Source organism: Levilactobacillus fuyuanensis (assembly GCF_003946395.1).
Lineage (GTDB): Bacteria > Bacillota > Bacilli > Lactobacillales > Lactobacillaceae > Levilactobacillus > Levilactobacillus fuyuanensis.
Genome location: NZ_RHNZ01000013.1, coordinates 49325 through 70169, shown reverse-complemented (window position 1 = coordinate 70169; position 20845 = coordinate 49325). Strand labels below are relative to the sequence as shown.

Here is a 20845-nt window from a genome sequence, read left to right as displayed (position 1 = left end):
CTATCTAACTTGATTATATTCTAGCACAAGCCAGCACAAAAGCGAACATATGTTTGCTACAAATTTTGTTGTATTCTTAGCATTCCTTACAGATTAGTCGCCAACACTGGCTGAGCGTGCTACACTAGGAATTAATATTAAAAAATGATGAGAAAGCGGGCTTTGTCTTTATGGAAGATAGTGAACAAATTAAAATTTTACAGCAGTTGATTCAGATTAATTCCGTCAACGGTAATGAAGCTGAAGTAGCCACCTATATTCAAAAGCTTTTCGCCGCACATGGAATTACGGCCAAGCAGATTCCTTATACTGATGGACGTAGTAACCTCGTTGCTGAGATTGGTGACCCCACAAGCAACAAGGTCTTCTCCCTCTCTGGTCACCTGGACACTGTCGCAACCGGTGATCCTGCCGATTGGACCTTCGATCCGTTCAGTGCCCACATTGAAGGACGGCGTCTCTACGGTCGTGGTGCTGCCGATATGAAGAGTGGTCTGGCTGCTATGGTCATCACCTTCCTTACCCTCGCCGACCAACAGGCGACCTTAAATGGCCGACTTCGCTTCATCGGAACAGTTGGTGAAGAGAATGGGGCCATGGGGTCACGAATGCTCACGGAACAAGGCTTGGCCGACGATCTCAGTGCCATGATCATTGGTGAACCCACTGGTGGTAATATCGTTTATGCCCATAATGGCTCCCTCAACTACCACGTCTACTCGCAAGGGTTAGGCGCACATAGTTCCATGCCAGAAAAGGGTATCAATGCTGTCACAAACTTAACTAAATTCATCACCGCCGAAGCCACTGCCTTTGACGATGCACCGGTAAGTCCTGAACTCGGACCACTGGTACACAGCGTAACCGTCTTCAACGGTGGTGAACAGGTCAATAGCATCCCGGCTAAAGCCGAGCTTCAAGGTAATATTCGTCCCATCCCTGAATTCGATAACGCCGCTGTTATCCAACGTTTGAATGACGTTGTTGATCATCTCAACCAGGAAAAAGACGAGCACCTAACCCTTCACGTAGACTACAGTTTCAAACCAATTATCAGTCGTCAGAATTCACCACTGGTCCAATTAACGAAAAAGATTGCTGATCAGGAATTTGGCCGCGAAACACAGTTGCAAGTCATTCACGGAGCAACGGATGCTTCCGAATTTACCAAGTCAGCCAATGCCTTCCCGGTCATCGTTTACGGTGCCGGCGAATGGAGTGAAGCCCATGCAACTAATGAGTTTGTGGATCTGGACCAGTTTCTACACGTTCAACACGTTTACCAACAGCTCGCTCAAGAATTTTTAGCATAAAATAAAACGATTGGTTCTGCGAAATTCGTGGAATCAATCGTTTTTTATTGTTTATTTTCCAACGGTTCGGTAATCATGGGCGCCGAAGTACTGCAGCCCTGGCAGAGCTTGATTATTCAACAATTGACTAACCGTAACCAATTTGTAGCCCTTGGCCTTCAAGCGTTTAATAATCGTCGGTGCTGCTGCGACCGACTGCGAGTGGATGTCGTGCATTAAAATAATGTCGCCACCTCGGGTATCTTTCATCACTTCATTGATATCTTTATTCTTATTCAAGTATGCCCAGTCACGAGAATCCACTGACCAGCGAATCACTGGCTGCTCAACGGCTCGACCCTCGGCAGCTGTGACGTTCCCATATGGTGGACGCACATACTGTGGCAATGTCCCCGTGGCTTGATAGATTGCCCGATTGGTCCGTGTAATCTGGCTGACAGTCTTCGCCGTACCGATACTGTTAAAGTCTGGATGGTTCCATGAATGGTTACCCAATTCATTGCCACCAGCTAATACCGCCCGCGAAATTTGTGGGTACCGGCTGACGTTCTGCCCCGTCTCAAAGAAGGTGGCATGGACCTTGTACTTCTTCAAAGTCTTCAGCAGACGTGGTGTGAGCGTCTTGTCTGGCCCATCATCAAAGGTCAACGCAACCATCTTGGTCGTCTTAATTGCCTTCGTACGGTTGGTCTTTGGCAGATAATGATTCAATACTTTTCCTTTTAACTGCGTGTAGGGAATCGTAATCTGCTTAACCTTAAACGAATTAGCTAGCAGATTCATCCGCAATCCTTTAGCAGTCAATGTGGCCTTCTTCGCCATGTTCTTTGGTAACTTAACCTTGTAGACCGCTGCGACCTTGCTGCCCTTGGCGTGGGTCTGTGTCAGAATCTGTTGGCGTGCTGCCTGTCTAATCGCCGCCAATCGTTTAGGATTCTTATTCGTTAATTGACCGAACGTGACGGTCTTTGTCTTAGCTACACTCTTCGCCTGAGCGGGTAACACACCCATCCCCGTGATTAACGCAACTATTGCCACCAGCAACCCTAACTGATGCCACTTTCCTTTTTTCATAACGATACCTCCTCAAAAATTGCTCCCCTGAAGCTATCTTTATCTTACCAGTTTCACTAACGGTTCGGCCGTAAAACGCCTTACAAATTTGTACATAAAAAAATAGCCTAACAGGATCGTTAAGCTACTTAATTCTGGTCGTCATCCGGGGGATTAACGACCTGGTGATTTTCTTTTAGAACTTCGTTGGTATAGTATTCCAGATCAGTTAAGACGCTGGTATCGTTTGTTTGCTGTGCTGCCATATTTTCGGCAATTGCCCACCGCGCCAGCGCATCCGTAATCGGTACGATATCTTGGATAATTGTCATTTCGGAGTCCTCAGCATGTTGCTTCTGAATTGCCTGAAAGCTATCAATATCCGTGATAAGTCGCAGGGGCTTGCCCGTCTTTTTCTCAACAGACTGAAAAATAACGAAGTGTGCCCGCTGATTGGCTTCACTCATCCGCTCTCGAATCGCCTGTAATTGCTGACTATCTATATTTAATGCCAATGACTTCACCCCACTGACCCTATTTTAACAAATAATTGCCCGCAACAAACAATAATTTCAGGGGAAACGCAAAACTTTGCGAAAGATTTAGCAAATTGCTAATGACTGGTAGTCATAGCCACCGTTAATCGTAATCTGAGCGGCAACCGTGGCAACTGTTCCACGTGAAACATGACCGGCCGGTACTGCTTCACCTTCCTTAATGATCTTGGGCGTCGTTGCCGGATTATCAGTCAACGTGACGGGCCGCAAAATGGTATAGGGGAATTCCGCTTCATCGACCAATTTGGCCGCGTAACGCTGCTGGTTAAGGTACTCCTTGACGTCCGTAATTCCGGGATAGTCCAGTTCACCCGTAACTTCCTGGTCAACGCCGGCCGTACTCAACATGACGAACCGCGTCAGTTGTAGGCGCTGATGGTACTGGGCATCGAAGAGTGCTTCGAATGCCAGATCCACGTCCATCCCCGTCAAGGCTGAAAAAACAATCGGTTGGTCCTTCAAGGCCTCCTGATAGCACGCTTCCTTCGTCAAATCGCCCGTAAACTCCGTCACTTGATCGGCTAGGTCCGCCGGTAATTGATCTTTGGCAGTATGCACGATACGAACCGCGCTGTCCGCCTGCGTAACCAACTGCCGCGCCACACTCTGGCCCAATGTCGTTGCACCCACGATTACATAAGTTGTCATCTGTTATCCGCTCCTTTTTCCTTGCCTCCCAGTGTACCAGAAAGTCCCCAATCACTGATAGTCCATTGGCAAACTTCTCGCAATCGTTAGCGCTAATAATCCGGTATAATGAGCTTGTAATGTTGTGCGCAATATCTATCTATTTAGGAGGCAAACGATGACACACGAAATGGTAACGATTGGTAAAAGTGCCGTTCAAGCAACCCCACTCGGCCTGGGAACAAACGCGGTCGGTGGGTACAACTTGTTTCCCAATTTACAGGACACAGATGGCTTAAACCTAGTCAAAACCGGCCTCGACAATGGGATTCAACTTTTAGATACGGCCTTTGTCTACGGCCTTGGACACTCCGAAGAACTCGTTGGTCAGGCCATGCATGACTTTGACCGTCACAGTTTTGCCTTGGCAACGAAAGGCGCTCAGGACTTTTCCACTGGCGAGCAGGTTATTAATAATGATCCCGATTTTCTGACCCAACAGGTCGACGCCAGCCTCAAGCGTCTGAATACGGACTATCTCGATATCTACTACATCCACTTCCCTGATAAGCAAACGCCAAAGGCCGAAGCGGTCGGGGCACTGCAACGCCTACGTGAACAAGGTAAGATTCGGGCTATTGGCGTTTCAAACTTTAACCTCGATCAAATCAAAGACGCGAACGCTGACGGTTACCTCGACGTTGTGGAAGACGAATTTAGCTTGCTCCACCGGGACCACGAGTCTGACCTAATGCCTTATCTCAAGGACCATCAGATTAGCTTCGTTCCTTACTTTCCCCTGGCTTCTGGCTTGCTGACCGGTAAATACGATAGCGATGTTTCGTTCCCGGCTGACGATATTCGTAGTCAAATCAGTGACTTTCAGCAGCCCCGGTATGGCCAAGCGCTACAGGCACTGACTACCGTCAAGCCGATTGCAGCAGCGCATCAGGCAACGGTTGCCCAAACAATTCTCGCTTGGTATATGCAGAATCCGTTGATCAGTGTTGTTATCCCAGGTGCTAAACGGGCAGATCAGGTTGCGGCCAACTCACAGGCACTCACCGTGACACTGACTCCTACTGAATATCAGGCGATCGACGCTGCCTTTGCTGGCTTCAAGACTGTCGCCAATGGCAAATCCCTAGCAGACCCAGATTAAATTCAAACCAATTTATAGTGTTAGGCAGCGGCTTGCATGCTGCCTTTTTAATTTACGAACTTTATTTTTATAATTTAATTTCTAATTCGTAATTGCTTTCGCATTAAATAAATGTTAAGCTCTTTTAGTAGTGATTAGAGATTAAAACACGAACAATATCCACTAACGTTCGTGTTCTACTAAGTTTTAAGGGAGCGCTTAAGATGCAGAGAATTGCCAAGTTTTTTCAGTTTGAAGAATTAGGGACTAATTATAAAACAGAAATTTTAGCCGGAATCACAACCTTCGTGTCGATGGCTTACATCCTGTTTGTTAATCCACAAGTTTTGGGAGCTTCCGGGATTAGCCAGGGGGCGGTCTTCACCGCCACGGCTTTCGCTTCCGCATTCGGATGTGCTCTGATGGGTATCCTCGCCAATTACCCCATCGCCATCTCCGCTAGTCTGGGGATCAACGCCTTCTTCGCCTATTCCGTAGTCATTGGGATGAAAGTTCCTTGGGAAACGGCTTTGGCCGGTGTATTTGTGGCTTCCATTCTATTTATGATCTTAACAGCTTTCAAGTTGCGGGAAAAAGTCGTTGACGCTATTCCACGAGATCTCAAGATGGCCATCAGCGCCGGAATTGGTTTGTTTATTGCCTTTATTGGGTTGAGTCAGGGTGGCTTAGTTGCCGCTGACAAATCAACGGTCGTCACACTTGGCTCCTTACAGGTCGGCAGTACTTGGTTGACCATCTTTGGTCTGCTGGTAACGTTAGTGTTAATGAGCGCCAAGGTCCCTGGCGCCATCTTTATCGGGATGGTCGCTAACTCAATTTTGGGTTTAATCACGGGCTTGATTCCAATGCCTGCCCATATTGTTGCCGGTATTCCTAGCATTAGTTCAACCTTCATGGTCGGACTGACCCACGTTGGTAGTATCAATTCTTTACAGTTAGTTGTCGTCGTTCTGACCTTCTTATTGGTAACCTTCTTCGATACGACGGGAACGTTAGTCGGCTTAGCAGAACAAGCTGGCTTGGTTAAAGACAATAAGATTCCCCGTATCGGTAAGGCACTGATGGCCGATTCCACCACAATGGTCGCCGGTTCTTTACTTGGGACTTCTCCAATGGGGGCTTTCGTTGAATCCTCCGCCGGAATCGCGGTCGGTGGTCGCTCTGGCTTCACGGCAATTGTGACAGCCATCCTCTTCATTCTTGGTGCCTTCTTCTCCCCATTGCTGGCCGTAGTGACAAACCAAGTCACCGCCCCTGCCTTGATTATCGTGGGTGTCCTGATGGCCCAATCCCTGAAGAGCATTCACTGGGAAAAGTTCGAAGTCGCCGCCCCAGCCTTCCTGATTGTCTTGGGTATGCCCTTGACTTACAGCATCTCAGATGGGATTGCTTTAGGCTTCATCACCTACCCATTGACGATGATCGCTGCTAAGCGGGGTAAGGAAGTTGGCCCTATGATGTACGGCTTGGCCGTTGTCTTTATCCTCTTCCTTTGGATCTTAAACGCTGATTAATGCTAAGTCCGTGACCTCATTAAATATGGGCTCACGGGCTTTTCCATACCATCGCTTCCCATCAAAATTATAAAAAGCGTGTTCAGTCCCTAATGGAATTGAACACGCTTTGTCTATCTGTAACGTTATAACCCGGGTTAAAACACAACTGAGTAAAAAATTTCCTAGGTTATTTTTAGTGCCGATGCTGTGGATGACGCCACCAATGCCAGCTACCAGCACCAATCAACACCATACTGCCTAGCACCGTCAGCCAGCACCCCAGAATAAATCCAGGTGTGTGATAGGTCAGTTGAATGTGATGCTCTCCAGCAGACAGGCGAGCACCGACAAAGCCATCATTAACGACCTGCGTGTCAACTGGTCGGCCATCAACCTTCAACCGCCAACCCTTAGAGTAAGGGATCGACGTGGTTAGAACGCTGGTCTGGGTCGTTTTCAGATTCCCAGTCACCCGATTAGCACTAACGGTCACATTCTTCAGGCCACGTCGTTGAGCGGCGTGTACCTGTTGATCGTAGGATTGGCCATATGGCATTGCGATAAGCTTAACGGCTTTGAAATCAATCTGACGGGTCGCATTAAACGTCACGTCAATCGTCTGTCGCCGTTGCTTTGAATAACCGAGGTTCAATAAGACTTGATGCTTCGGTTCGTAATCCGAAAGATTATCAATCCCGAACTGAGAAAAACTATTTGTCTCATTACGTGTCTTAACTTTAACCCAGTAATCTCCCATATCTGGATTCTGGACCGCATCTCGCCAATCATTCAGCTTCGTCAGATTTGAGCGTGGTGTATTGCCTAAAATACTGGTGTTATCCTGATCCCGTAACTGTTGCGACGTGGTCAGTCGTTTGGCACTAATGCCATCCAAAGCCAGATACAATTCCGTTCCCTGGGTCTGTTTAGGCCGCTTCAAGGTCAACGTATACTTGATCTGATTTCCCTGAACATCACTCGTTAGCTGGCGTAGCCCATGCTGATTAGCCGTAATCGTATCCTGAAGAATCTGCTGATTAGCCGTCAGAACTCGATCCAATTGCGTACGGTTCTGATTCAGTTGCACCTGGTCAGCATACTTTTGCTCATCCTTCTGACTGATGAGTCCATTCTGATCAACGGTTAACTTCGGGGCAGTCACTGAACTTCCATAATTATCTAATTGCTTGTCATTGAGGCCCTTCTTTTGCCCAGCCAATGCCTGTGCCAACCGATACTGCACAACTTTATTCGGACTATCAATAACCGGGATAACGTCCGGAGTTACCGTATAAGCCAGCGTTCGGGCTGGTGAATGATACTTAGCCGTCTGCACTCCTGCCACTTTCTTTTGGGTCATGGCAACCTGTGTTAAACTGCGCTCACGATTGACTGCGGAGAGTCGGTCCCACTGCTTTGCCGTCAATGCTTGAGGTTGCGTATAGACTAATGGGAAGTTAAGGGTCGTGGTTAACCGCTGCGTCCCCACCCCATTGGACAGCCCATAAACGGCCTGCTCTGGATAAATCTTTTTCTCAGCATGATAACCGTACGGCAAGGCCGCGTCATTGGTCACTTGGTCTTCTCGAGCAAAGATGGTCTTGACGCCTAGTAAATGATTCAGAGACGAGCGGTCATCACCTTGCCCGATTGGCGAATTCATCGTGTATTCTGAATTTTGAATATCTTGGCTAAACTGACCGACCGACCCATTTTGAACAGAAAAATAAGACATGAGGCCCGGCAATCCATGGGTCATCGCCATATTATTTCCTACGGTTCGCAGTAGGTTGAAATTCGACGTTGTATTACTCCGGGAAAAGGTTTTCTCTCGCTGTACTGCACGTTCCGCGCCATCGTAATAATCGCGAATATAAGCCGTGGCATCCCCCTTACGCAGCTGTTGGGTCGCCTGCGGACTGGCGTTGGGGTCATAATACCCCCACGCATTATTGATTAAATTCAAACCTAACAAGACACCGACCAAGGTCAGTGTTAGCCGCGCGGGTTGTTGGGTACTTCCTAATAGAATGGCCACCGTTGCCAGAAATAGCCCATAGGTAATCAGGTTTCGCGCCGGATTACTAAAAATCAGGCCATTGCTGAGGTACACAACGGCTAAAAGACCGGCTGCACTTCCTCCAAGCCACCAACGATCCAGCCGACTCAATTGCGTAACATGATCCAATAGCACCATTGTCGCCAGACTAACGGGAACCGTCACCAGTAACAACCACCGATTAGACGGTGTCGAGAACACATTAAAAAATGCGGCGACTGCCGGAAAAAACAAGCCAACAACAACTAAGACAAGTGTTCCAGCTAGTGTCCGATATTGCCGCCAATGAACGAGGGTATACATGCACCCTAGAAAGGCAATCCCCGTCATACCAAAGACGGCCCAATAACTCAGTGGATTTCCCGTTGTGAGGACTGCATTTCCCAATTTTAGGTAATAACTCGCAGGATACAACCACAAGCCGTTAGCGAAGATACTGCCGGCTCTGGTAGAGCCCAACATCATGACGATCGATGGCACCAATAAGATTCCCGCCAGGAGCAGTCCCGCCACCGCAGCGGCAACCAGTCGGCCGACGACGCGCCATAACTTCACCTGGAGCTGTCCCTGTTCTTTCAAACTCAAATATCGAATAACAGCATAGATCAAGCTGCCCAATCCTAATATGTAGGCAAAATAAAAATTGCTCAAGACGGTCAGGCCGGTCATCGCCCCGAGAAAGGCCCAGCCCTTTCCACGTAATACGCGGTCGATTCCTAGAAATAACAGGGGTAACCAGATCATGGGTAAGATGAAGAAGGGATGATGCACACCAATCATGAGGGAGTAACCGGCAAATGCGTACGTCAGGGCGCCTAATAGCCGACTGAACGGCTTGAACGCGTAGCAACGAGTAAACGCCAAGAAAGCCAGTCCCGATGCATACAACCGCAGAATAACAAACCAACCATACCCGGCTTCAATTAAATGGGTTGGTAGTAATGCCAATAAGTAGGCAAATGGGTCTCCTAGCACGTAATAGGCCAAAGTCGTGAGTTTGTCCGCCCCTAAACCAAAGGTCCATGACCAGCCCGTCACACCGGCTAGTCCTGACTTTGTTAGTAAGTGGTGAAGTTCCAACATTAAAGGATAATGTTGGGTCACCCCATCCATATTCCAAATCAACGTACGATTAGCGACAATAAAGATGCCAAAGCTAAACGCCGCAATCACCATAAAAGCCGCGGAATACAGAATCCACAACGGCCACCGGTGGTGTGCGATTTCCATGATGAGACCTCCAGTGAATTTCTAAAATACGGGTTCCAAATGAACCACTATGTCTCCAATTTACAAAGCCAGGCCCACCGTGTCAATCATTCTCACCAAACGATACGGCATTGTAATGTTTCATGTGGAACAAGCGCTACAACACATAAAATCCCTTCATTATTTTAGCAAATTACGATGAAAATCCTCTGGGGATTCGCCGTTGCAGGTGAATCTTCAGAGGATTTCTACTTGCTACCTAAAATGCACCACCACCAGAACCGCCGCCAAATCCGCCGGAGCTGCCGCCAGAAAAGCCACCGGAACCGCCAGAAATTGAACTGTCAGTACTAGTATCGGCTGACTGTAAGGCAGTGGACAAACTATCACTCAAAGCATCACCAAGTGGCAAACCAAGCCCACCGTAGAATAAAGGATAGAAGACAACTAGATCTGTATCCAACGCCGCTGAACCAAAATCTACAGCGAGCTTGTCGGCGACCTTTTGCGCTAGTCCAAAAGCTGCCGCATATGGCAAGATTTGTTCCCACAGGATTAAATCACCAATTTCCGCCGTGTTGAAGTGACCAATGTCTTTTAACATCCGCCGAAACCCAGTTAATTCGTTAACTTGTACCAAGCCCTTAGCATTATTTCGATCGATATGCCGATAGAATCGACCAACCAGTACCCAGAATGCGATCAAGACAACGAGACCACTCACGATACCAATCTTACCGGCCGTTGCTCCCAGCAACCAACTAGCTGCCGCCGTGAGTATAATCAAGGCGCTCAAACCCAGTCGTGTCCCAATGAGTCGTTCACGCAAATTTAAATTATTTTCATCGTAATAAGCATCTGCCACATTATCAACCGACTCTTGCCACTCGCTAAACCACTTATTCAGCTCATCAGTTTTATCGTGTTTGCCAAATTTTTTCAATTCCTGCAGGGTGAAACTATCGTCACTACCGATTTTCGCAAAACACTTATCAAGGAAGCTGTTGGTCTGTTCTCCATTTTTAATTAGCTTCACAGTATCCTTACGCCCATTTTTGACAGGTTCTAACGTAATCTCTTTCCGCGCTGCCGCAGCCAAAATTTCACCAGCTAAAGCATCCGTATTAGGTGACATCCCATCGGCTAATGACCGAGCCAAAGCCGGTGTAACTCCTGGAACCTCAAACGAATGGTTAATCGGCGTTGGGTGTGTGTATTTATTCGCTGGATGGCGATGATACCAGCGCCACGAGCGCGCCCCAAAACCAATCAACAAGATAACCAATGCTAGAAAAACACCACGCCGTAGCCACAGTGACTGCTGGCGCTTCTGATTCGCCTGCCGAGCTAACTTAGCTTCTTGTTGCTGTGCCGCCACTAAGCGGTCTTTTGCCACCTTATTAGTATTCGTTGCTGTCACTGTCGTTGGAAATAACAGATGACTTTCAACGAATGATTCTGCTGGATTTTGCGCAACCGTCATGACCACTCTTCCCTGCTGACGATCGACCTGCGTGTGCCCAGATAATGGGCCATGCGTCCAAGCCTGAAGCTTAGAGATTTTTGTCTGTGGCAGTTGAATCGTAACCTTAACGTGGTTTAACTGCACATCCCAGCCAGTCCCAATGACCTTCCAATTCAGTTCCGCGGTATCGCGATAATTCTTAATGATCCCTCGCAGATGGAACCGATACGTCACGGTCATCTGGTCACCGTCACTTACCGTTTGATATAGTTTGACCTTCATCCGGTGCTTATTTTGCGTTAATTCATAACTCCCGTTTTGACCATCAGTTGCTGATACCCCAGATACAGTACCGCCATTATTGACTTGATACTGCACATCGGTCAATTGGCCGCCCTGAATACCGCGCATATCCTGGACATCAAATACCCCATGATAGTCGTCATCAAACTGGTACGTCATCGTTTGGGTGACGTTAGCATCTCCATTCTTAAGGACCTGAACATTTACCCGATATGGTGAAATCGTATAGTCTGCATTTGCCTGTACAGATTGACCCACCACACAGAATAGTAATCCTACCAGTAATCCTAAAATCAAGCCCCAGAATCCCCGTCTTTTCAGCATTCAACCACCCCTTCTTACTACCCACATTTTAGCATAGCTAGCAGTAAGGCCCAACTCGCAATGTACTTGATTATTTAGCTTACCAGACTGACTAGCCGATGCCTAAGCTTCTGACTCGCAATCATTTCACCCAATCATTCATCACTTTTGACGACTGCTTAACGGGTAAAACGAAAGCGAGGCAACATCCTCGCTATCCGATCCACACTCCTGTAAAGTCACAGTTAACCCCGAACAGAAAAAGCCCCTCCGATTACTCGGGGGGACTTTCTCTACATATTTACATACTTCATCTGTTGCTAGCACCGGTTATGCCCCGGCAAATTGACCGACAAAACGGTCTCAATCCAGTTCACCGATTCATTACCTTGGCGCTATCATACACCCAGCTGAGAACTGTGCCAATCAATTAGTCCTCAGAAACCAGGTTTTCGGAAGCAACGTTGTCAGGTAATTCTTGGTAGTCGAAGTGATCGAACGTAGCGGCTTGGCCGTAACCAGCGTAGTCGACAGCGTATAATCCAACGAAGGCACCAGTGAAGAACCCACCAGAAGTCTGTAAGACATAGTCGTCAGAGAGAATAGCTGCATCCAGTTCAACTGGAACAGTTTCCCACTTCTTACCGTCAAATGAGTATTCGTAAGTGTAAGATTGCTTGCGAACCTTCGTCCGGAACCAAACGTATTCGGTACCATCAGGAATAGCAATTGCATCGTCCTTTAAGTAAGACGTGTAGTTGTTGTCGTCGTTTTGGGCAACTTCGATAACGTGGCCCTTCTTTTCATCCCAAGTGATGAAGATTGAAGAATAGTGCTTGTCGTTGTAGAAGTTAGCCAAACCGGCCATTTGTTGATACGTGTATGGGTCGAACTTAACTTTGGTTTCAGCATCAAAGTTAAATGCTTGCCAACGACGTGCAACAAAGGAAACGTCAAAGTTGCTGGATAATGATTGGTTACCAACTAACTTCAATTCACCATTGCCGACCGTCCCCAACTTCTTGGTGAATGGTTGACGTAAGGTGTTCCAGTTCAAGTCGAGTTCTGACTTGTCGAATTCATCGTGTTGTGAGTGGTCTTTAGGGGCCTTCGTCAAGATAGCATCCTTAGGTGCTTCAACCTCAACTTGACCACCATGACCGCCGACAACGCGTGGCCAACCAGCATCGTCCCATTCAACCTTTTGAATGGAAGTTTCACGACCAAGCGTGCTCCAACCACGTGGGTCATAAGCAGATTCGTTCTTGTGGTTCCAAGGACGAGATACCAATGATGCGTAGTACCATTCACCACCTGGTGTGTTAACTAAGGCACCATGACCTTGCTTTTGTAAGTAGAAGTCTGGCGTATCCATGTTGGTGATGAATGGGCCATCTGGTTCGCTTTCGAAGGATAACTTGTCGAGCGTCTTAGAACGTGCAACAACTTCTTGGTGGGTAAAGACAGTCCCACCTTGAGCAGCGAACAGGTAGTAGTAACCGTTGATCTTGTACAGATGTGGACCTTCAACCAGTTTAACGTCGGTCCCATTGTAAAGGTTCCGGGCCGTTTCTGGCTTCAGTTTCATCGTGTCAGTGTCAAATTCAGTCAAGGTAATCCCGTCGAATGGGTGATGATATTCACGGTGATCCCAGGTTTGTTGAACCAGGTACTTGCGACCATCATCGTCATGGAACAAGGAAGCATCGAAACCAACACCATTGACCTTGATTGGGTCAGTCCATGGTCCGCGGATATCCGTAGCCGTGGTTAAGTAGTTGGTCATGTCCTTAAATGGACCGTCGGTGATTTTAACATCGGTGTAGATCAACCAGAACTTGCCATCAGCGTAGCTCAAGTCTGGTGCCCAAATACCACCAGATGCAGGGTTACCAACCATGTCCAACAATTTAGTTGTTGAAAGTGGTGATGGTAATAAGTTCCAGTGAACCATGTCCTTGGATTCATGTAAACGAACACCAGGGAACCATTCAAACGTCGAGTTAGCAATGTAGTACGTGTCGTCAACCCGAATCATGCTAGGATCCGCGTTAAAACCAGGTAAAACGGGGTTTTGAATCTTCATAAAAGAATCTTCCTTTCCTTAACAAAATTAGTTAACTAGAGTTAAAGTCTAACTTTCGTCAGCTGCATCAAGTTCAGCTTGACGATCAGCGTTAAGTTCTTCGTTCATCCGCTTAACGTCGGCATCAGACAAGGTGTATTTACTCATGATCCACATAGCGATCAGGGCAAAGATGATTGGTAACCAGATCATTGACCATTGGATACCCATCAAAGCACCAGAAGTTTGGCTCGTCTTAGTCCCATCAAACTTGAAGAAGGCGTTGATGTAACCAGGGATGATCCCACCAAGTGCTAACCCAATCTTGAAGAACAGACCCATGATGGCGTTGATGATACCAGCCACACGCTTCTTAGACTTGTATTCACCGTAAGAAACAACTTCTGGAACCAATGACCACATGTAACCAGTAGCAGCAGTGATCCCCCATTGTTGTAAGAAACGACCAATGTAACCAAGAGCAGTGGCATTCTTGAAGGCTGGCATAGCCCAAGCCCACAGAACTAACGTCCCAACAATGAACAGAGCCAAGAATGCGTAGAAGAATTGACGCTTCCCAATCTTCTTACGGATGATTGGCCATAAGAATACCAAGAAGATACCAGGAATGGAACCAACCAAGTTAATGGAAGCCATCCATTCGGAGTGACCGATGTTGTATTGCATGTAGAATGGCCATACAGTGTTCCCGAAGAACATGAAGGTAAAGCCAATCAGGAAGAATGAACCTAACACTTGTAAAGGCTTGTTTTGCTTAAATTCAACCCACAAGTCGGAGTACTTAACGGCAGCAGATTCCTTAGCCGTAGGTAAGACCCGTTCCTTAATACCGAAGTAAGTGCACATCAACATGATGAACCCAATAATCATGTAGATACCCATAACTAAGAAGTAAGCCTTCCCAGCTTTTGGTGAGGTGTAATCCCCTAAGTTCATGTGAATCCCGAAGAACCCAATATCTTTTGATTGTGGGTTAGGAGAAGCCATCTGAACAAATAATGGCAGGAAAGTGTAAACCAATAAGTTACCAATGTTGGCTTCAGTCATACGAACAGTAGTCAAAGTGGAAACTTCATCGTTATCACGCGTTAATGAAGCGTTCAAAGCCCCATAAGGAATGTTAACGAAGGAGTAGATCAAGGCCGTTGCCAAGTAAGCGATGAAGGCGTACATAACGCTGCCTCGTACAGCATCGATTGGCAAGAAGAGCATTGCGGCGAAGATCGTCATTGGAATCCCACAGTAAATTAAGTAAGGACGGTATTTCCCAGACTTGAAGTTGTGCTTATCAACGAAGGCACCAACCCACGGATCCCAGAAAACGTTGACCCAACGAACAACTAAGAAAATCGTGGCACCAACTGCGGCGGAAATCCCGTAAACAGTGGTTAAGTAGAATAGTAACATTGACCCAATCGTACCAAAGATTAAGTTTTGAGCTAAATCCCCGGCACCATAACTAATTCGCTCGCGCCAAGAAAGCTTGGCAAACTCATCGTGCGGATTGTCTTGGGCATTTGTGGCATTAGCCTGACTATTTGAGGCCATATGCGAAAACTCCTTTCAAAGGAAATGTTTGTAACGCCTTTCGTAAGTCAATTTGATTTACGAAGACGTCCATTGAAATTATGTCATCTGGTTGGTAGATGCAACCAACCAAGGTAGGTAAAAAAATTGCTGAAACCTGCATCGTTTATCGAACAACTCAGTAAATTTCGTAGCCAGCGCTAACCGGCTTTCCATTTACCATCCTCTCAGGCCTCATCGCTGAAGCTTGAGAACAACGAACTTAGCATGGCCAAACGCTAACCCGCTGTTTTATTTTGTTAGCTAACTACAACTGCATTGTAATCGCTTCCAGAAGAAATGGCTATCTTATTTCATGACTGTTTTTAGTCAAATTGTGACCTAATTTACAAAATAAAAGCCCGGTAAATTAGCCTTTTACCGGACAGAGCTGTCACTTTGTGCACGTGAAACTACTCGAAGTAGCCACTTTCCTTAACGGTTCGCACCCGCCGTTTTTGCTTCATTTGTCGCTGATATTTGCTTGGGGTTGTGCCGGCCCATTTTTTAAACTGCTTACTAAAATTGGACACGCTACTTGCCCCCATCAAATCCGCAACATCCTCAATCGAATATTCTGGCGACCCCAGGAGCATCTTAGCTTTGTTATACTTCTGACTCTCGATGTAGTGGAGTGGTGTGACCCCGTAAACCTTTTTAAATGTCCGGTGTCCGTAACCACTACTGATCCCAATCTTTTGGCAAATATCGCCAAACGTAAAGTTAACCGCCTCATCCCGCTCGATCCGTTCCTTGATCATCGTCGCAATCTGACGGCTGGTCTTGGCTTCACTTTCCGTATACTTCTCACCATGTCGGGATTCATAGCTCTGCAGATTTTCCGTTAAATCATAAAAGAATTCCAAAACGGCGATTTGAATTTTCAAATTAGCCTGTTCCTTACTCAGTTTCTTATCAGCACTATACGCTACCATCTTTTTAGCCGTTTTCACCGCAGACTGTGCAATCGGCTGACTGGCAGGAATGACTGTATTCGCGATCTTACCAATAATTTCTGATTTCAACGCCAAATTTTCGATGTTGAAATGGAAACAAATATAAGTCATATCCTGATCTGCACTACTATTTTGGTTCGTATGCAACGTCCCGGGAGAAATGATAATAGTATCCCCCGCACCATAATCGTACGTAGTCAAGTTCTTAATTTCTGTTGTTTGGCGCCCATCAATCACGCACATTAACTCAAAGGCTTGGTGTTTTTGCTCAAAAAACTGCCAGCCTCCGGGAACCGTTCGCATATGACCGCCAAATAAGTAGAGGCTGGAATCTACGACTGGTAATGAAACAAAGCGCTTCATGATAAAACCTCCTCAGTCTTCACGCCAACTCCTCCCAAACTAATCAAGCGACTCCTCCATTTTGTAACCGCTTTACTGTTATAAGCTCATTATAACCGCTAAGTTGGTAAAAATAAACAACTAACCTCATCCAACCGCCCCAATTCGGTCTGTTTCCCCTATTAGAACGCTATTGACAGCAAAAAAACTCCCAGTCCAGCAACCGGGAGTTCATTATTTAACTTTTATAGAATTGGTGATAATAACCGTGATGCCGTTTGCTTAAACTTCAAATACAAAGACTGCTCATCAAACATTTCTGGTGTAATCAGCTCACTATGGGCCATGTCCTTCTCATAGATACCCTCTAATTCACGAGCAATTTCCTCGTCGTAAATGAAGGCATTGATTTCGAAATTCAGCTTGAAACTCCGGTAATCCATGTTCGCTGACCCCACTGAGGCGATACGGCCGTCCACCACAATCGTCTTGGCATGGATGAACCCGTTATGATAGTAGTAAATTTTAACACCGTCATCCGCGAGTTGGCGAGCGTAATACTGCGTTGCCCGGTAAACGAAAGCGTGGTCCGGCTTGTCAGGAATCATGATTCGAACATCAATTCCGGCCATAGCCGCAATCCGCAGGGAGTCCAAGACACTATCATCTGGTATCAAGTATGGCGTCTGAATCCACAAGGTCTTCTCCGCCGTTTGAATCAGGCGCATATAGCCCATCTTGATCTGCTGTAGGTCAGAATCTGGCCCACTCGAGACAATCTGGAGACTCGTATTGCCCTTAACCTTACTCAGCGGGAAGTAACGGGTATCAATCTTCCGGTCGTTGAAGGGATGATCCTTATCCGTGGCGTTCCAGTCCAACATGAAGCGGGCCTGCAGTGAAAATACCCCCGAGCCAACGATTCGGAGGTGCGTGTCGCGCCAATAGCCGAATTTTTCCTTGCGCCCCAGGTACTGATCGCCGATATTAAAACCGCCGACGTACCCGACCTGACCATCAATCGTAACGACTTTACGGTGATCACGGAAGTTCAGTCGGAAGTCAATGACGGCTGAACGCGTTCCTAGGAAGGGTTCCACGTGCCCCCCAACATCCATTAGCGGCTTGAAGAATCGCTTCCAGGTCCCCATGGACCCCCATGGATCATAGATGACGCGGACCTCGACACCAGCAGCGGCCTTTTTAACCAGCAAATTCAGAATCTCATTTCCAATCTTATCGTTATAAAAGGTGTAAAATTCAATATGAATACTGGAGTGGGCACGCTCAATATCTTCCATCATCGTGTGGAAGAGATCGTGCCCGTCCGTGAAAATCTTTACCCGATTCTGCCGGGCCAAAAATGCTTGATCGGTCTCCATAAACATGTTGACCATGTTGATAACCGAGTGGCTAATCTTATCGGCTGGCATAATCTCCGTGCCTAACTGCTCACGTTGCTGACTCAGCCGCTCATTCAGTTGAACCGCGACTTGATGTTGCAGTCGAAACATCCGGCCCTTCGGTAACTTTCGTCCAATGAAGGCGTAGGCAATAAAGCCCACTACCGGCAGTAAGACTAGCACCAACATCCAGGCCCAAGTTGCAGCGATATCGCGCTTTTCTCGAAACACCGTCACAAAGGCTAACGCCGAGTTAATCACGACGACAATTTCAAAGATAAGCATATAATTCACGCTCACGGGTAAACCCTCCTCTGTTCTCTGTCTTTTTATCATACGCCAAAACGTCAAAAAGTCTTTAGTTTTTTTAAAATTTTCGATTATAATTGCTATAAATCATTAGGAGGTCTCCCATGTTTACACAGTTCTATACTTTAATCGGTGGCCTGCATGGCCTCCACTCCGTGCGCATCTTCCACTGGATCTTTCGCGAAAATCCCATGATTGGGACAATTTTGATTGTCGGCCTGGTCCTGTATCTCATTTACCGCTACATGAATCGACGATAACTATAGTTGCAAAAAGCGCGTCACTTCCCAACCGAGAAGTGACGCGCTTTACTGACTGTCACTAAATTTAAAACGCAGCAGCTGGGTCACCGTATTGGCTTGTCCCAGTACTGTAATTAATCTTGACGCCCGCTTGAATATTAAAGATATAGACGTTATACGAGACACCTTTGCTCCCGACCGATTGGGCCTGCATGTGGACCCCTCGCGCAACTAATTCATCGCCCCGAAAGACCGGCTCAACCTGGTAACGGACGTAATCACTAGGATGACTCTTCAGATAACTTGCCACCGGATTCTCGTAAGCCGTCATCCCGGGATCATTGAGTGACCGGGTCCCGGTCATCAAGTTTTTCAAGTTATTGTTCTGCCCCGTCAGCTGGTAGCCAATCAAATGGCTCCGATTATATAGGTAGCCGCGTTTGCCATTGACCGTATATGGCTTATTCTTCCAGCCTGTCGGACTGACGTACAGCGGTTCTCGCTTAGCCGTTGGCATTAACTTCTTACTTAACAAGGCGTTGGCCGTGGTGACCCGGTTCAGATTATCCAACGTCCCGTAAGTGGCCCAGCCACCCTTCTTGGTGGACAACTGCGCCTGACTAAACGTGGGCTTGTTGTGATTGACCGCAACAATCTGAGTACCCTGATACTTCTGCTGTGCCAGCGCCCGACTTGCGACTGATTGTTTCGGCGTGCTAGCAACCGTATTGCTAGTCGCCTGACTGCTAGATGATGACCCGACGACCTTGTTAACAGCGGTTGTAATGTGCTGAGCCGTCGAATTACCCTGACTACCCAGACTGCCGATAGCCCCAATAACGACCAACAGAATCGCCGCATAAATAGAAATGCGACTCCCCCGCCGACCCCGGCGATAGTGCCGTTTACTCATGATCAAATTCCCCTCTCAAATGCCGTGATTCGCTTAAGTTATATTCTATCAGAAAAACATGTGTTCGTCTTTAGTTTTCCAAATTCCACTGATTTTGTTACCGGAACTTAACGCTTTTTTAACGGAGCGTTCCGGTTTTTACGGAAGCCACCATGCTATACTATTGAAGAACGGGGAGCACGCTATTTGTACGCGGACTCTAAAACTGTTATCATTTTTGATGAGGTGATTGGATTATGAAGAAGACCCGGACACTGGCTGCCGTCTTTAGCCTATTGGCCATTTTGACCATTGGTTTAGCCGGCTGCAGCAGTAAGAGTAGTAAATCGGGGAGTACCCAACAAGCAAGTTTTAAAAACAAAACGACAAAGAAGGCCGACGTGAAGTCCACGTTGACCAACTCAACCAAGCTCTGGTATGTGACTGGTGCGGTCAACGCCAAGAGTAATTCCGGGATGGAAGCTTACCGTTTTAACAAGAACGGCAAGGTCACGGTCTACAACGTCAACAAATTCTACAAGACGTACGCGGCCGCTAAGAAAGCCAACGCACTGAACAAGTCTGGTGAGCTGAACACGACCTTCAAGACTAAGGGTGACGATACCGTCATCAACTTCAAGGGTAAGCTGTCCGACATTCCGATGACGCAGAAGTTCACCGTTAAGAAGACGCTGACTGGTACCAACAAGGCCACCAAGCTGAAAGTCGCAGGTTACCACATCTCGCGCGATATCGACAATGATGTCACCCAAGCCGTTATGGTCAAGGTTGGCAACTAATTAATTGGGTAGTCATGTAATCCGAAACGGTGCCGCAAATGTGGTGCCGTTTTTAGTTTGGAGGCGGTCGTCATGAAACAACTATTATCCGGATTGGGCGGCCTACTATTAGTCGGTTCCGTCTTAATCTACCAACAGTTTCGCCATGTCAGCGGCATCGCCATGCTAGAAACGGGGGTCTTAGGGATCGCCGCAGTTTTAGGCGTCCTGCACCTCATTAGTCATTGGCGTAATCGGTAGTTTGTTTCACGTGGAACACAACGGCTGACACCACGCACACTTTGGGTTATGATAGGGCCTAAAGGAGTGTGATGACAGATGTTAAAACATAAATGCTTACCGATTGCGGCCCCACTGGATCAAGAGGATATTCACCGATTCACCGAGCTAATTAGTGACAAGAGCTGGATCATTCCAGCCACGGTACTCTTGCAAGTCATCCCCGTAACGGTAGCAGCTCACGGCTTCTGGAAAACGCGTCAATTGAAGACGCAACTACGGATTGAACGCGAACGTACCAAGCAAATGCAGATCGACCGGTTCCGCCCAGGATACCATGCTGGCCAACCACAACCACTCGCTGATCACCCGCACCATGGACTTTTACACCATTAATCCTGAATACAACACTTGCAAAAAAGCTCACCGACCAAAAATTTAGTTGGTGAGTTTTTAAATTTAATCAATTACTTATTAATTATA

The 20845-nt window shown here is 47.1% G+C and carries 17 protein-coding genes; 7 read left to right on the top strand and 10 right to left on the bottom strand.

What is annotated here, in order from left to right:
• Nucleotides 1–170: 170 nt before the first annotated feature.
• Complete coding sequence (locus EKM73_RS08225) at nt 171–1313, top strand: ArgE/DapE family deacylase (RefSeq protein WP_125701482.1); 1143 nt, start codon at nt 171–173, stop codon at nt 1311–1313.
• A gap of 51 nt (nt 1314–1364) precedes the next feature.
• Here EKM73_RS08225 and EKM73_RS08220 read toward each other — a convergent pair whose 3' ends face one another.
• The 3 genes from EKM73_RS08220 to EKM73_RS08210 form a co-directional block, all read right to left on the bottom strand.
• Complete coding sequence (locus EKM73_RS08220) at nt 1365–2387, bottom strand: polysaccharide deacetylase family protein (protein ID WP_125701481.1); 1023 nt, start codon at nt 2385–2387, stop codon at nt 1365–1367.
• A gap of 128 nt (nt 2388–2515) precedes the next feature.
• Nucleotides 2516–2890 carry a hypothetical protein gene (locus EKM73_RS08215; protein WP_225421350.1) on the bottom strand — a complete coding sequence of 125 codons (375 nt, stop codon included), beginning with the start codon at nt 2888–2890 and terminating at the stop codon, nt 2516–2518.
• Between the two features lie 78 nt (nt 2891–2968).
• A complete protein-coding gene (locus EKM73_RS08210; protein WP_125701479.1) occupies nt 2969–3571 on the bottom strand; it encodes an NAD(P)-binding oxidoreductase in 603 nt (200 codons plus the stop codon).
• A 157-nt stretch (nt 3572–3728) separates the two neighbouring features.
• On the opposite strand from EKM73_RS08210, the gene EKM73_RS08205 reads away from it, so the two are divergent.
• Nucleotides 3729–4712: an aldo/keto reductase gene (locus tag EKM73_RS08205; RefSeq protein ID WP_125701478.1), complete on the top strand. Its 984-nt coding sequence runs from the start codon at nt 3729–3731 to the stop codon at nt 4710–4712.
• Between the two features lie 203 nt (nt 4713–4915).
• Nucleotides 4916–6226 carry an NCS2 family permease gene (locus EKM73_RS08200; RefSeq protein ID WP_125701477.1) on the top strand — a complete coding sequence of 437 codons (1311 nt, stop codon included), beginning with the start codon at nt 4916–4918 and terminating at the stop codon, nt 6224–6226.
• A 175-nt stretch (nt 6227–6401) separates the two neighbouring features.
• Here the strand turns inward: EKM73_RS08200 and EKM73_RS08195 are convergent, their stop codons facing one another.
• From EKM73_RS08195 to cls, 6 genes are all read right to left on the bottom strand, one after another.
• Nucleotides 6402–9497 (bottom strand): YfhO family protein, encoded by a 3096-nt coding sequence (locus EKM73_RS08195; protein WP_125701476.1) that lies wholly within the window; start codon nt 9495–9497, stop codon nt 6402–6404.
• Nucleotides 9498–9735: 238 nt separating this feature from the next.
• Nucleotides 9736–11568, bottom strand: a complete 1833-nt coding sequence (locus EKM73_RS08190) for a DUF2207 domain-containing protein (protein ID WP_125701475.1) — start codon at nt 11566–11568, stop codon at nt 9736–9738.
• A 409-nt stretch (nt 11569–11977) separates the two neighbouring features.
• Nucleotides 11978–13633 (bottom strand): glycoside hydrolase family 43 protein, encoded by a 1656-nt coding sequence (locus EKM73_RS08185; RefSeq protein WP_125701474.1) that lies wholly within the window; start codon nt 13631–13633, stop codon nt 11978–11980.
• Between the two features lie 48 nt (nt 13634–13681).
• On the bottom strand, nt 13682–15181 hold the full coding sequence (locus tag EKM73_RS08180) for an MFS transporter (protein ID WP_125701473.1): 1500 nt from the start codon (nt 15179–15181) through the stop codon (nt 13682–13684).
• Nucleotides 15182–15612: 431 nt separating this feature from the next.
• Nucleotides 15613–16518 (bottom strand): helix-turn-helix domain-containing protein, encoded by a 906-nt coding sequence (locus EKM73_RS08175; RefSeq protein WP_125701472.1) that lies wholly within the window; start codon nt 16516–16518, stop codon nt 15613–15615.
• A gap of 224 nt (nt 16519–16742) precedes the next feature.
• Complete coding sequence (gene cls / locus EKM73_RS08170; protein WP_382387494.1) at nt 16743–18236, bottom strand: cardiolipin synthase; 1494 nt, start codon at nt 18234–18236, stop codon at nt 16743–16745.
• Nucleotides 18237–18313: 77 nt separating this feature from the next.
• On the opposite strand from cls, the gene EKM73_RS12775 reads away from it, so the two are divergent.
• Nucleotides 18314–18469: a hypothetical protein gene (locus EKM73_RS12775; protein ID WP_164508900.1), complete on the top strand. Its 156-nt coding sequence runs from the start codon at nt 18314–18316 to the stop codon at nt 18467–18469.
• A gap of 67 nt (nt 18470–18536) precedes the next feature.
• Here EKM73_RS12775 and EKM73_RS08165 read toward each other — a convergent pair whose 3' ends face one another.
• Nucleotides 18537–19364 carry a DNA/RNA non-specific endonuclease gene (locus EKM73_RS08165; RefSeq protein ID WP_125701470.1) on the bottom strand — a complete coding sequence of 276 codons (828 nt, stop codon included), beginning with the start codon at nt 19362–19364 and terminating at the stop codon, nt 18537–18539.
• 236 nt (nt 19365–19600) lie between these two features.
• Here EKM73_RS08165 and EKM73_RS08160 point away from each other — a divergent pair, with 236 nt between their 5' ends.
• The 3 genes from EKM73_RS08160 (at nt 19601) to EKM73_RS08155 (ending at nt 20758) form a co-directional block, all read left to right on the top strand.
• On the top strand, nt 19601–20143 hold the full coding sequence (locus EKM73_RS08160; protein WP_125701469.1) for a hypothetical protein: 543 nt from the start codon (nt 19601–19603) through the stop codon (nt 20141–20143).
• 72 nt (nt 20144–20215) lie between these two features.
• On the top strand, nt 20216–20383 hold the full coding sequence (locus EKM73_RS12770) for a hypothetical protein (protein WP_164508899.1): 168 nt from the start codon (nt 20216–20218) through the stop codon (nt 20381–20383).
• A gap of 78 nt (nt 20384–20461) precedes the next feature.
• Nucleotides 20462–20758, top strand: coding sequence for a transposase (locus EKM73_RS08155; protein WP_125701468.1), 297 nt, complete (start codon nt 20462–20464; stop codon nt 20756–20758).
• Nucleotides 20759–20845: the final 87 nt, after the last annotated feature.

Bases quoted from the DNA above. Each gene is read 5' to 3' on its own strand.
- EKM73_RS08225 (WP_125701482.1), top strand. From the start codon at position 171: ATGGAAGATAGTGAACAAATTAAAATTTTACAGCAGTTGATTCAGATT.
- EKM73_RS08220 (WP_125701481.1), bottom strand. From the start codon at position 2,387: ATGAAAAAAGGAAAGTGGCATCAGTTAGGGTTGCTGGTGGCAATAGTT.
- EKM73_RS08210 (WP_125701479.1), bottom strand. From the start codon at position 3,571: ATGACAACTTATGTAATCGTGGGTGCAACGACATTGGGCCAGAGTGTG.
- EKM73_RS08205 (WP_125701478.1), top strand. From the start codon at position 3,729: ATGACACACGAAATGGTAACGATTGGTAAAAGTGCCGTTCAAGCAACC.
- EKM73_RS08200 (WP_125701477.1), top strand. From the start codon at position 4,916: ATGCAGAGAATTGCCAAGTTTTTTCAGTTTGAAGAATTAGGGACTAAT.
- EKM73_RS08195 (WP_125701476.1), bottom strand. From the start codon at position 9,497: ATGGAAATCGCACACCACCGGTGGCCGTTGTGGATTCTGTATTCCGCG.
- EKM73_RS08190 (WP_125701475.1), bottom strand. From the start codon at position 11,568: ATGCTGAAAAGACGGGGATTCTGGGGCTTGATTTTAGGATTACTGGTA.
- EKM73_RS08185 (WP_125701474.1), bottom strand. From the start codon at position 13,633: ATGAAGATTCAAAACCCCGTTTTACCTGGTTTTAACGCGGATCCTAGC.
- EKM73_RS08180 (WP_125701473.1), bottom strand. From the start codon at position 15,181: ATGGCCTCAAATAGTCAGGCTAATGCCACAAATGCCCAAGACAATCCG.
- EKM73_RS08175 (WP_125701472.1), bottom strand. From the start codon at position 16,518: ATGAAGCGCTTTGTTTCATTACCAGTCGTAGATTCCAGCCTCTACTTA.
- cls (WP_382387494.1), bottom strand. From the start codon at position 18,236: ATGATAAAAAGACAGAGAACAGAGGAGGGTTTACCCGTGAGCGTGAAT.
- EKM73_RS12775 (WP_164508900.1), top strand. From the start codon at position 18,314: ATGTTTACACAGTTCTATACTTTAATCGGTGGCCTGCATGGCCTCCAC.
- EKM73_RS08165 (WP_125701470.1), bottom strand. From the start codon at position 19,364: ATGAGTAAACGGCACTATCGCCGGGGTCGGCGGGGGAGTCGCATTTCT.
- EKM73_RS08160 (WP_125701469.1), top strand. From the start codon at position 19,601: ATGAAGAAGACCCGGACACTGGCTGCCGTCTTTAGCCTATTGGCCATT.
- EKM73_RS12770 (WP_164508899.1), top strand. From the start codon at position 20,216: ATGAAACAACTATTATCCGGATTGGGCGGCCTACTATTAGTCGGTTCC.
- EKM73_RS08155 (WP_125701468.1), top strand. From the start codon at position 20,462: ATGTTAAAACATAAATGCTTACCGATTGCGGCCCCACTGGATCAAGAG.